Origin of the sequence: Methylocaldum sp. RMAD-M, assembly GCF_017832375.1 — a bacterium.
In the GTDB taxonomy this organism is placed as follows: Bacteria; Pseudomonadota; Gammaproteobacteria; order Methylococcales; family Methylococcaceae; genus Methylocaldum.
Genome location: NZ_JAFIBZ010000052.1, coordinates 1 through 11838, shown reverse-complemented (window position 1 = coordinate 11838; position 11838 = coordinate 1). Strand labels below are relative to the sequence as shown.

Below are 11838 nucleotides of genomic sequence, written 5' to 3'. Positions count from 1 at the left end.
TCATGTTCGGCGTCACTGAGCCTGACCAGATAGATCTTTTGGGGCATCGCTGATCTCCTTCACAGGAATGAAAGGATCAGACTCGGATCGCACTAAGAATATCCATCACCGCCAGCGTGACCGACTACTAGTCGTAGATACCGGCAATCCTTTCCCGACGAAGCCGCTTTTCCGACCTATTCCACGTTGGGAGCGCTACGCCAAGCCGGAAAATGCTCTCAATGGCGCAACGGAATCGCTACCAAGACGACGCCGACATCTACCAAAATAGAAAACCGTCGAACGCGTTGGGATGTTTTCTGCTTTTGCTCCATGAGCCCGATTGTTGCCATGTCCGCCAAATTGCCTCCGGCACGGCGGAAAGCGTAACCGAGCGGGTCTTGGGCACTAAATCGAACCCGACCTCGAAACCATGGTAATTCCGAATCATGTCCATCGTGATTGGCCCGCGTATGGAATCACGTATGGGCGGCCCGATCATGACTCGCGCGTTACTCAGTTCCCTCCCGGAAAGCGCCACTACGGTCTTTCCCTTCCATATGGGCTGGCACTCGATCAATTCGCCCGCCTTATTGAACACATAGAGATCGAGATCGATCAGCAATCCACTGAGGCCTTCATACAAGGCAATGAATGAAAAAACCTCGATCCTCTCGTCTTGCCGCATGTTTGCTGGCATGAGTCACCTTTAACGCATTAGATCAGTCTCTGACTCCGCACCGAGGCGGCCCCCAAAAAAACGGCTCTTACCGGTGCGCCTTTAGATACGTGTCCAGGAATCGCCGCACCCGTCGGGTACTAGAGTACGGAAGCAACATGAGAACGCCGCCGGGGAAAAGATTAAAGAAAGATGAGGATCGCCGGTGCCGACGATCGATTCTTCGGCCGGCGAAGTAGGATAGGTCAGGCGCGCAGCGACCTCGAATCGGCGGGTTACGCGGAGCCTAGGGGCTAACCTGCCATCGATGGGTTTAGCTTCGCTCTACCCATCCTACGATGAATGTTCGCTCGAATGTCGAATGGAATTACGGTGCCGATCGGGCTTGCTCGGCCTCGGCAATCGCCCACGCGGCGTTGATCAAGCCGATATGGCTGAAGGCTTGCGGGAAGTTGCCGAGCAGCTCGCCCGTGCTCGGATCGACCTCTTCGGCGAGCAGGCCCACATCGTTGGCATAAACGGCGCCGCGGGCCAGGATGCCCTTGGCGCGCTCGACCTGTCCTGCCAAAGCGACTGCGTGGGCAAGCCAGAAAGTGCAGAGCAGGAAAGTGCCCTCCTCTCCTTTCAACCCGTCGTCGGCGCGATAGCGGAATACCAGCCCCCGTTTGTCCGTCAGCTCCCGCTCGATCGCATCGATCGTCGCCAGCATGCGGGGATCGTCCGCCGGCAGGAAGCCGACCAGCGCCATCATCAGGACCGAAGCATCGAGCTCGTCCGAACCGAACGCCTGAGTAAAGGACTGAGCCCGCTCGCTCCAACCCTGGGTAAGAATCGCCTGGCGGATTTCCTCGCGGACGGCGCGCCAGCGCTCGACACGATCCGCGGCGCCGAGCAGATCTGCGAGCCCGATGGCCCGGTCGAGGGCGACCCAGCACATCAGTTTCGAGTACAGGAAGTCTCGCGGCGGACCGCGGATTTCCCAAATGCCCTGATCCGGATCGCGGTAATAACGACCGGCAGCGTCGGCGACATCGGCGAGAAAATTACGGGTGATGGGATCGAGAGTGGTGAGCTGTCCCTGTAGCCGGTACGCTGCGTTCAACAGCTCGCCGTAGACATCGAGCTGCCGCTGATTCCAGGCGCCATTGCCGACCCGGACCGGACGGCTGGCCCGCCAGCCGGACAGATGTGGCAGCTCGCGTTCGGTCAGATCGTGCTCGCCGCCGATGCCGAACATGATCTGCATATCCACGCCGCGCTCGATCTGGGTCAAGGCCGAGCCTGCCAAGAAGTCGAAGAATTTATAGGCTTCGTCCGGACAGGCCGCCACCCACAGCGCTTCCAGGGTGAAACTCGCATCGCGCACCCAAGTGTAGCGGTAGTCCCAATTGCGGCTGCCGCCCACGGCTTCCGGCAGCGAAGTCGTCGGTGCGGCCACGATGGCGCCGGTCGGAAAATAGGTCAGCCCCTGAAGCACGCGCCCGCTGTGGCGGACGAGCTCCCGCCACGGTCCTTCGTAGTTCTGGTGGAGATCGGACCAGCTGCGCCAGGCGGTGATGGTGTCGTCCAACCGTTCGGCGATATCCGCTTCGGTCCAGACTCGAGGCGCGGCTTCGGAACTCGAACGATGCTGCAAGGCGAAGTCCAGGCGTTGGCCGGCTTCGATTCTCACGCCCGCCCATGCCGTCGAACGGGTGATTTGAAACGGCACGGGCGAACTGAGATGGAGCACCGAGGCGCCGCCCCGCGCGGATACGCCGCCAACGACCGGAACCAACAAGGGAAAGACCAGCCCATACTCCGGCCGAGGCGCGTACTCGATCTCGAGGTCTGCGTGCCCGGCCAGGCATCGGACGCTGCGGATCAGGGTATACGGCGCGTCGGCGCCGAGCTGGTGGCCGCGTTCGTTGGGTCCCATCGCCAGCGCGTCGGTCAGAACCACGGTGCCGGTCGGCGTCTCGAAGGTCGTTTCAAGCACCAGGGTGCCGTCGAGATACCGGCGGCGCGTCGATGCTTGGCCAACCGGGCGGATGGCCCAATGGCCGCCGTCCGTATCCAGAAGCCGCGAGCAGATCGCGGGCGCGTCGAAACGGGCAAAGTTAAGCCAGTCGACCGAGCCGGCGCGGCTGACCAGGCCGGCCCCGTGGCAATCGGACAGAAAGGCGTAGTCAGCGATGGGAAGCTGGCTCACGGCTGTATCTCCAGTCGGATGGGACGCAGGACAAGCACCGAACGCACGGAGTGAGACCTTGATCGATTCGACCGACAGGGCATGCGGGAGTGCCTTCGCTCCGTCTGAAACCGGAAGCTCTGACAAAGGTAAATCATGGCGGCATGCGGAACTCCGGAACGGCCGGACCTCGCGAGAAATCAAACCAGATGTTGGTTCCCAACCTCAAGGTTGGGAACCCAAGTCTTGGAGGCTCCGGCTTCCTGCCCTTTGCGAGGCTGGAGCTTCCAAGGCCGTATTCCCAAGCAGGAGCTCTCATCGTTATACACAACTTACGAGCGACCCGAAACGTGCCCGGACCCGTCATTCCGGCAGGGAAGCCGGAATCCAGCCACACGGAGGTGAAGCGGCGGGCCGGAGCTGTGCTTCGGATAAGCCAGCGTGCGACCGGCCGGTTACCATCCATGGCCCTGGATTCCGTCGTCCATGGACGGAATGACGGTGACGACCACCCGCTGGGTCTTGTGTATAACGATGAGAGCAGGAGCTTGGGAACAAGCGGAAGTAGACGTTGAAATTCCCCGCTCGATGGAGGTCACCATGACGAGCCAGAACGCTTCGAGCACCATCAACGACAATTCGGCCTGGCCGGACCTGCCTTTGCAGGCATGGCAAGACACCTATGCGACCTTGCATATGTGGACACAGATCGTCGGCAAAATCCGGCTGGCCTTGACGCCCTGGATCAACCACTCCTGGCATGTCGTGCTTTATCTGACGACATCCGGGCTGACGACCTCGCCGATTCCCTATCGTGACCGAACGTTCCAGATCGATTTCGATTTTATCGAGCATCGACTCGTGATCCGGACCAGCGACGGCGCGGCGCGACAATTCCCGCTTCTACCCTGCACGGTGGCCGATTTCTACCGGGAAATTTTTGCCGCGCTTCGGGCGCTGGATATCGAGGTCGCCATACGGAAAAAACCCAACGAGGTCGCCCGCGCGATTCCCTTCGACCAGGATCGGGAACACGCCGCCTACGATGCCGAGCACGCCCACCGGTGCTGGAGGGTGCTGGCCCAGGCGGATAGCGTATTCAAGGCATTCCGCGCGCGCTATATCGGCAAATGCAGTCCGGTGCATTTTTTCTGGGGCAGCTTCGACCTGGCGGTCACGCGCTTCTCCGGCCGGCGCGCGCCCGAACACCCCGGCGGCGTGCCCAATCTTCCCGATTGGGTGGTCCGCGAGGCCTATTCCCATGAGGTAAGCAGTTGCGGCTTCTGGCCGGGTAACGATGCTGTCCCGTTTCCAGCCTTCTACGCCTATGCCTACCCTGAACCGAAAGGTTTTCCGGACGCACGGGCACGTCCCGAAAGCGCGTTTTACAGCCCCGAGCTCAAGGAATTCGTCCTGCCTTATTCCGAGGTGCGGCAGGCGGATTCACCCGGCCGGCTGCTGCTGGAGTTTCTCCAAAGCACCTATGACGCGGCCGCCGATCTGGGACACTGGGATCGGCCGTCATTGGAACGGAGCCTCTCCGGCAAAGAGCCTACCTTCCCCACGACCTAAAACTTGCCCGAGCGAAAATCGTGCATGGCCTGCTCGACCTCGTCGCGCGTGTTCATCACGAAAGGTCCCCACTGCACAATCGGCTCGTTGAGGGGACGGCCGGCGACGAGCAACGATCGAGCCCCGCCCGAGGCCGTCAGCCGCACGCCATCGGCATCCGCGCGGTTGGTCAGGACCGCGAGCTGGCGGGCGCGCACCGGCTCGCCGCGTGTGCCGACGCCGACTTCGCCTTCGTAAACGTACAGAAACGCGTTATGTCCCCCAGGGATCGGCGCCTCGTAAGCGCTTCCGGCCGGCATTTCGAGATCGAGATAGAGCGGCTCGGTCGCCTCGCGCCTGACCGCGCCGCCGATGCCCGCAACCGATCCGGCGATGATCCGGATGGTCACGCCTTCGGCCGTGGTGGTGCTCGGGATCGCTTCCGCCGAAATGTCCCGGTAGCCGGGCTCGGTCATCTTCTCGCGCGCGGGTAGATTGATCCAAAGCTGGAAACCGTGCATCAGCCCCTGCTCCTGCTCGGGAAGCTCGGAATGGATGATGCCTCGACCCGCCGTCATCCATTGCACGCCGCCGGCAGCCAGCAAGCCCTCGTGGCCGGCGTTGTCGCGATGCCGCATGCGTCCCGCGAGCATATAGGTCACGGTCTCGAAGCCCCGATGGGGATGATCGGGAAAGCCGGCGAGATAGTCGTCCGGATTGTCGGAGCGGAACTCGTCGAGCATCAGAAAGGGATCGAGCCGCCGCTGCAAATCCGGGGTCAGCACGCGCAGCAGTTTTACGCCCGCACCGTCCGAAACGGCATTGCCGGTGACCAGTCGCTCGACCTCGCGGGTAACAAAATTCGGAGAGGTGGTCATGGGTGTTCTCCTCAAACAATTTGTCAAACATCGATCGGTTTCGCCGCAGTCGTTACCGCTCGGGAACCGACAAGCCGGGCGATCTGCCCGAGCGCATCGGTTTCCGCTTGCCCCTTGGCGGTCTCCCCCAAAGCCAGTCCTTCGGCATAGACGAAATTGACATCCGTCATCCCGAGGAAACCCAGCACATTGCGCAGGTAAGCGGTTTGGGTGTCCTGCGGCGTGCCACGATGGACTCCGCCGCGGGCGGCGAGCACGAACACCCGTTTGTCTTGGACCAAACCGACCGGGCCGTTTTCCGTGTACTTGAACGTGATTTCGGCGCGGGCGACATGGTCGATCCAGGCTTTGAGGGTCGACGGGATGCCGAAGTTGTACATGGGAACGCCGAGCACGAGGACATCCGCCGCCTGAAGCTCCGCAATCAGTTCGTCCGAAAGTTCCGCTGCCGCCCGCTGCTCGGGAGTGCGCCGCTCGGCCGGCGCGAAGAAGCCTGTGATTGCGGTCTCGTCCAAGTGCGGAATCGGCTTGCGGCCGAGGTTGCGGGTGACGATCCTGTCCTCCGGATGCCGCGCGCGCCACTGGGTGATGAAAGCGTCGGCGAAGCGGTTGGCGTTGCCGTTTTCCGAAATACTGGTCTTGATTTGCAGCAAGGTGGCCATGGCGATCTCCTGGTAAGAATCGATAGACGGCACCAGGATAGGTTTGTATGACTCGATTAAAAAGCGCAAAATTCTGGGCATTCTTATCGAAGAATTCGATCATATGAAGATTCCCCGGACCACTCTCGAGCAATGGCGGGTATTGCAGGCGATCGTGGAATACGGCGGATTCGCCCAGGCCGCCGAAGCGCTGCATCGCAGCCAGTCGTCCGTCAGCTATACGGTCGGCCGGCTGCAGGAGCAGCTCGGCCTGAAACTGCTGGAGATTCACGGCCGCAAGGCAAAGCTCACCGAATCGGGAGAGACGCTTCTGCGCCACGCCGAAGAACTGCTCGGCGAAGCGCTTAAACTGGAGAAACTGGCCCACAGTCTGGTGCAGGGGTGGGAAGCGGAAATCCGGCTGGTGGTCGACGCGTTGTTCCCCACTCCCCTTCTGCTGCGCATGCTGAGGGAATTTGCGCCCCTCAGCCCGCACACGCGCGTGCTGCTCAGTGAAGAGGTGCTGTCCGGCACCGACGAGGCGCTGATCATGGGCCGCGCCGATCTCGCGATCGGCGGACAAGTCCCGCCGGGATTTTTGGGAGATCACGTGCTGGACGTGGAACTCGTTGCCGTGGCTCATCCCGACCACCCGCTACACCGGCTCGGACGAACCCTGGATGCCGATGACTTGAACCGGGAGCTGCACGTCGTCGTGAGCGATTCGGGCACGCTGGCGCCGCGCGATTCCGGGTGGCTCGGCGCGACGCGGCGTTGGAGCGTGACCAGTCCCGAGAAGCGGATAGCCTTGTTATGCGCGGGGCTGGGCTTCGGCTGGATTCCGTGCCATCTGATCGAGGAGCCGCTCGCCTCCGGCCGGCTCAAGCCGCTGCCCCTGCGCGATGGACAGCGCCGAAAGGTGCCGCTGTATCTCATCTTCGCCCAGCCCAAGCTTGCCGGCCCCGCCACCCGCAAGCTGGCCGAACTAATCCGCGCCTGCGCCACCGAAGGCGGAACCGGGATGAACAGCGGTTCCGTCTAGCCTGCATTTATCGGACCTCTCGTTCTGGGCATGCATATCTACACAAATCCATAAAGCCGTCATTCCGGCAGGGATTGCTCACCCCGTCCCTGGGGATTGTCCGGCATGAACCCATCGTCCGCGATTGATGCCTGTCCTGAGCCTAGTCGAAGGGCGCTTCGTACCTCAGCGCATCCTACGGGCTCGTAGGATGTGCTGAACGAAGGTGAAGCGCATCGTTCGCGATTGGTGCGCTGCCATCCATGCCCTCTGGATCCCGGCTTTCCGATCGCAAACGGTCATCCGGCGAGGGCCTGGCCGGCGCTCCCGGCCAGGCCATTTGCGATTGGAAGGTCGCGACTAAAGCGACGTTTGCGATTGGAAGGATGTCTCCGGCGCTCAGCGAGCTTAAAGCCTATCCTTTATAAAACCGTCGAATCGGAATTATCATCCGCGCTTGCAGCGGACGTCATACGAACACTTTGGACTTATCAAGGGGGGGTAGGAACATGAGCGAGTTCCCGGCTTACGACGAGGTGCATGTCATCTCCGATATCCACATGGGCGGCAAGCCCGGCTTCCAGATCCTTAGGGAGACCCAGCGTCTCGCCAACTATATCCGGTGGGTGGCGGCGCAGCGCCCCGAGGGGCGCGTCGCGCTGGTTCTGAACGGCGACGTGTTCGACACGCTGGCCGAGGACATCCGGGGCTACGTCGCCGTCGACGAGGCGACGGCCACGCTGACGCGGATCATGGACGACAAGTCGTTCTCCGGAATTTGGGAGGCTCTCGCGGATTTCGTGAAGAAGAAAGGACGCACGCTGGTGATCGTCATCGGCAATCACGACATCGAAGTGTCCTTTCCCTCGGTCCAGCGTCTGATTTTGTCGCGGCTCGCGGGCGAAGACCTCCTCGCCAGGGCGCGAATCGAGTTCTCCACCAACGGCGCGGGCCACACCTGCCTGGTCGGCAACGCCCGCGTCTTCTGCACCCACGGCAACGAAGTCGACGCCTGGAACTACAACCGCTACGAAGACCTTGCGAAAGTCGCGCGGCGCCTGAATGCCGGCCGTTCGCTCGAACCGAGCGAATGGTACCCGAACGCCGGTACCCGCATGGTCAAGGAAGTCATGAACGAGGTAAAGCGCCGGTACGCGTGGATCGATCTGCTCAAGCCCGAGACCTCCGCCGCCGTCGGAACCCTGGTGGTGCTCGATCCTTCCCAGGCGGCCAAGATCAACAGCCTGCTGTCGATCCTGGGCGAACGCCAACGGGGCAGCGGACAGGTGGACCAGCGCCTGTCGGCGGAAGGATTCCAGCCCCGCCAGGCGACCGGCGCGCCCGCCATCACGGTCGATCAGCTGCTGGGGCCGAACGTTTCGGCCGGCGCACAAACCGCCGACGACATGTTGCTGGCCGCCGAGAAGGGCTTCAAGCAACCCGGCGCTCGCGCGACACCCGCGAACGAAACTCTGGGTACCGGCGGCCTGATCTGGGATCGCCTCACCGGCTGGATCACCGGGGTCGGCAAGGACGAAGCGCTGCGGCGCGCGCTCAAGGACTGGCTCGCGGACGACAAGACCTTCGACATCACCGACCAGGACGACACTTATAAGCAGGTGACGGCTTCGGTGGGTGCTTCCACCGACTTCATCGTCACCGGCCATACCCATCTCGAACGTGCCATCGACATGGGCGGCTCCCGCTACTATTTCAACAGCGGCACCTGGATCCGCCTGATGCGGTTCAGCGATGCCATGCTCAAGGACGCGGCCTCGTTCAAGCCGGTGTACGAGGCGCTGACCGACGGCGCGATGGAGACCATCGACAAGGCGAAATTCGGCGGCGAATCGTTCGTGATGGATCAAGCCAGCGCAGTCTCGATCTCGCTGGAAGACGGAAAAGTCGTCGGCCGTCTGACCCATGTCGAGGGCGACGGCACGGACAAGCCGCGGGTTATCGAACAATTCGCGAGGCCCTGAGATGAGCGAAATTCGCAACGTCAAACTCGAACTGCTCAGGCCGGGCCCCGCGCACAATCAATTGTTGTCGCCGCTGACGCCGTATCTCGCGCTGTGCGGTGCCGACGGTCCGGTGACCGTACACATGCCGTTCGAGCAACGGCAACTGCTCAACCGGCTCGAACGCCTGCGGTACGACATAGACGGAAGCCCCGTCGCCGCCTCGCAGCGCGAAAGCGAGATGCGGGAAATGGGCGAGGCGATCGGGCGGGTGCTCGGACAGGTTCCGGCGCTGCTCTCGGAACTGTCCGACCCGCGGGCCGACGGCGGGAAACTCGTGCATCTCAGGCTTTCGCTGTCCTCTTTCGAACTGGGCATGGTGCCTTTCGAGACGGCTATCGCGCCGGACGGTTTCCCCGGTTCCGGATCTCCCCTGTTCCTGCAGTCGCGCACCCCTATCGTGATGACCCGGGAAGTCCGGCGCGGACGGCCGCTGCCGGTCGACTGGAACCGCCCTCCGCGCATCCTGTTCGCGTTCGCATCGCCCGGCGGCCTCCCGCCGGTGCCGGCGCAAGACCATTTGCACGCGATCCGGCGAGCGATCGATCCCTGGGTCAAGATCAAGGACACGCCCGAGGAACGCATCCGGGAGGTCAAGCAGATCCTGACGGTACTGCCCAATGCCAGCCTGGAGCAGATTCGGGAAGCCTGCTCGACTACCCAGTACACTTACGTGCACATCCTGGCCCACGGCGCGCCGATCAATAACTCCGGCGACCGCCACTACGGCGTCATGCTGTGCAGCGATTCCAATTCCGCGCAAGGCGACGTGGTCGACGGCGAACGCCTGGCGATCGTACTCACGGCGCGGGACTCCTCCGGGACAACCAAATATCGCCCCAACGTGGTCACGCTCGCGACCTGCGATTCCGGCAATATCGAGTCGGTGCTGATACCCGGCGGCAGCATCGCTCACGAGCTCCACGCGGCAGGCATTCCCTGGGTCATCGCCTCGCAATTCCCCCTCTGGATGCGGGCCTCCTCGATCGCGGCCGAGGTGCTCTACAGCGGCCTTTTGAGCGGCACCGATCCCCGCTGGGTGCTCTACGACCTGCGCCAACGGCTTCGTACCGATTCGCCCGGCACCCATGACTGGGCGAGCATCGTATGCTACGCGACCGTGCCCTGGAACTTCGAGCGGCAGGTGGACGCCTTCCGCGACGAACGCATCCGCAGCCGGCTCGAGGTGAAGTTCGACCGGATAGACGAACTGATCGGCGCCAACGCGGACGGCCGGAGAGCCGCCGAGGCGCGCAACCCCGCCGATCGGGATGCTGAACTGGAAGTTCTGTGCGAGTCGATCCGCGCCGAACTCAAGGCCTGGTGCGCCGAGCCCGTCACGGAGAGATCGCCTGCGCAAAAGGCCAAGCGTCTCGGCATGAATGCCGCCAGCGAGAAGCGCATCGGAATCGCCTATTTTCTGATCGCGGCAAGCGAAACCGGCGATGCCGAGGTCACCCGCGCGAAGCTGGAAAAAGGCAAGAAAGCCTATGCGTCCTCTCGTGATCTCTATCGCGAAGCATTGGAGATCGAGCCTTCCAACCCGTGGGCCATTACTCAGTATCTCTCCATGCTGGCGATGCCGGTCCTGGCGGGCAGCGCCGAGGTTTGGAAGTCGCTCGCGAAGGATTACGGCCTCTGGTGGGCCGCCGCCCGGCAGCTCGCCCACTGGCAGCTCTACAAAACCGCGGGCGAAGAGCGCGCCTATGTGCTGGCCACACTCGCCGAACTCGCCCTGCTGGGTGTTGCCTATGGCGCGCCAAAATTCAGCGCCAGCCAGGCGGAACAGGAAATCAGGGAGTTCTGCGGCGAAATGTTCTGCCTGCTGGGTCCCGATGCCTTCCCGATTCTTTCGACCCAGCGCCAGTTCAGGCGCTATCTCGAGTATTGGCAGAGGGACCAGTGGAACGAATTGGCCAGAACCGCGCTATCGGCGCTAGGCGACGAATCCCTGTCCCAGGCGAAGCCTTGCTGACGGACAAGAGCAAGGTTCCGAGTCTTGTGTCCGGAGTCGGATGGATTATTCCATTCGGCATTCGAGTGAACATTAATCGTAGGGTGGGTTAGCGAAGCGTAACCCACCGATTCGAGGTCGCTCGGTGGGTTACGGCCTCGCGGCCTAACCCACCCTACGAAAATTAATGCCTTATTGAAAGCGATTTGGAATTAGGCGCGCACCGCCACGAACGGTTCCGTGACCACGGACTCTCTACGCGCCGTAACCCACCGGTTCCGCGGCTTGGCCCGGTGGGTTACGGCGCGCGGAAGCCCCTCAAAGAACGTGGCCGGTTCGATGCGATGCTCACCAAACCCGTCGTGCTTTGCGCGTTCCCGGATGGTCACGTCATCCGCCCCGCCTAACCCGAGCCAATGACGGAGCAACAGTCAAACAACGAACGCCCGACACGTGCTATCAGTGCAATCGGCTCAAGTGGCGGCGGTCGAGAATCGGCCTATTTCTCCTGGAGAGTCCGCTCGGTCGTGGGACTCTCGAACTCCGGCCATCGCTCCTCAAAACCAGGATCATAGATCGGTTCTTCGCCCAGAGCCGACAACCGACTATCGACGCATCGCGTGAAGTAGTCCTTTTCCACGCCTGCCTCGATATACTTCTTGGATTCGGCCAAACAATGGGCCTGAACCGCCCCGGCTAATTGCTGCCGCACCGCCGGATCCGACGCACATCCACCGATCAGACCCAACAAAGCTAAAAACACGAAACGCATAACGCCTCCAAAATCCCTTTAGGCCCGTACCGACTCTACCCAAAGAAAAAACTCCGGTCAAAACCCAATGCCGGTCAGTTATTAATCAGGCCCGTAAATACCCTCCTGGTATTTCGGGCCGCCGCCCAGGCCGGTACACGCCCGGCCTGGGCTCACGCGGCTTGTCGCCGCG

At 62.2% G+C, this 11838-nt stretch carries 9 protein-coding genes; 4 read left to right on the top strand and 5 right to left on the bottom strand.

Annotated features, from left to right (window positions below; genetic code table 11):
• Positions 1 to 259: 259 nt before the first annotated feature.
• Positions 260 to 679 (bottom strand): hypothetical protein, encoded by a 420-nt coding sequence (locus tag JOD69_RS23990; RefSeq protein ID WP_077730250.1) that lies wholly within the window; start codon positions 677 to 679, stop codon positions 260 to 262.
• 346 nt (positions 680 to 1025) lie between these two features.
• Positions 1026 to 2849, bottom strand: a complete 1824-nt coding sequence (locus JOD69_RS23985; protein WP_086135745.1) for a glycoside hydrolase family 15 protein — start codon at positions 2847 to 2849, stop codon at positions 1026 to 1028.
• Between the two features lie 579 nt (positions 2850 to 3428).
• On the opposite strand from JOD69_RS23985, the gene JOD69_RS23980 reads away from it, so the two are divergent.
• Positions 3429 to 4400, top strand: a complete 972-nt coding sequence (locus tag JOD69_RS23980) for a DUF5996 family protein (protein ID WP_086135747.1) — start codon at positions 3429 to 3431, stop codon at positions 4398 to 4400.
• Here the strand turns inward: JOD69_RS23980 and JOD69_RS23975 are convergent.
• Both JOD69_RS23975 and JOD69_RS23970 read right to left on the bottom strand, forming a co-directional pair.
• On the bottom strand, positions 4397 to 5257 hold the full coding sequence (locus JOD69_RS23975) for a pirin family protein (protein WP_086135744.1): 861 nt from the start codon (positions 5255 to 5257) through the stop codon (positions 4397 to 4399). The two genes, JOD69_RS23980 and JOD69_RS23975, sit on opposite strands and share 4 nt — an antisense overlap.
• A gap of 23 nt (positions 5258 to 5280) precedes the next feature.
• Positions 5281 to 5919 (bottom strand): FMN-dependent NADH-azoreductase, encoded by a 639-nt coding sequence (locus JOD69_RS23970; protein ID WP_086135743.1) that lies wholly within the window; start codon positions 5917 to 5919, stop codon positions 5281 to 5283.
• Between the two features lie 103 nt (positions 5920 to 6022).
• On the opposite strand from JOD69_RS23970, the gene JOD69_RS23965 reads away from it, so the two are divergent.
• The 3 genes from JOD69_RS23965 to JOD69_RS23955 all read left to right on the top strand — a co-directional run bounded on the left by JOD69_RS23965 (position 6023) and on the right by JOD69_RS23955 (position 10915).
• Positions 6023 to 6940: a LysR family transcriptional regulator gene (locus JOD69_RS23965; RefSeq protein ID WP_086135746.1), complete on the top strand. Its 918-nt coding sequence runs from the start codon at positions 6023 to 6025 to the stop codon at positions 6938 to 6940.
• 488 nt (positions 6941 to 7428) lie between these two features.
• On the top strand, positions 7429 to 8901 hold the full coding sequence (locus JOD69_RS23960) for a metallophosphoesterase (RefSeq protein WP_086135742.1): 1473 nt from the start codon (positions 7429 to 7431) through the stop codon (positions 8899 to 8901).
• 1 nt (position 8902) lies between these two features.
• Positions 8903 to 10915, top strand: a complete 2013-nt coding sequence (locus JOD69_RS23955) for a CHAT domain-containing protein (protein WP_240507156.1) — start codon at positions 8903 to 8905, stop codon at positions 10913 to 10915.
• A 478-nt stretch (positions 10916 to 11393) separates the two neighbouring features.
• On the opposite strand, the gene JOD69_RS23950 is transcribed toward JOD69_RS23955, so the two are convergent.
• A complete protein-coding gene (locus tag JOD69_RS23950; protein ID WP_086135740.1) occupies positions 11394 to 11666 on the bottom strand; it encodes a hypothetical protein in 273 nt (90 codons plus the stop codon).
• Positions 11667 to 11838: the final 172 nt, after the last annotated feature.

Bases quoted from the DNA above. Each gene is read 5' to 3' on its own strand.
- JOD69_RS23990 (WP_077730250.1), bottom strand. From the start codon at position 679: ATGCCAGCAAACATGCGGCAAGACGAGAGGATCGAGGTTTTTTCATTC.
- JOD69_RS23980 (WP_086135747.1), top strand. From the start codon at position 3,429: ATGACGAGCCAGAACGCTTCGAGCACCATCAACGACAATTCGGCCTGG.
- JOD69_RS23975 (WP_086135744.1), bottom strand. From the start codon at position 5,257: ATGACCACCTCTCCGAATTTTGTTACCCGCGAGGTCGAGCGACTGGTC.
- JOD69_RS23970 (WP_086135743.1), bottom strand. From the start codon at position 5,919: ATGGCCACCTTGCTGCAAATCAAGACCAGTATTTCGGAAAACGGCAAC.
- JOD69_RS23965 (WP_086135746.1), top strand. From the start codon at position 6,023: ATGAAGATTCCCCGGACCACTCTCGAGCAATGGCGGGTATTGCAGGCG.
- JOD69_RS23960 (WP_086135742.1), top strand. From the start codon at position 7,429: ATGAGCGAGTTCCCGGCTTACGACGAGGTGCATGTCATCTCCGATATC.
- JOD69_RS23955 (WP_240507156.1), top strand. From the start codon at position 8,903: ATGAGCGAAATTCGCAACGTCAAACTCGAACTGCTCAGGCCGGGCCCC.
- JOD69_RS23950 (WP_086135740.1), bottom strand. From the start codon at position 11,666: ATGCGTTTCGTGTTTTTAGCTTTGTTGGGTCTGATCGGTGGATGTGCG.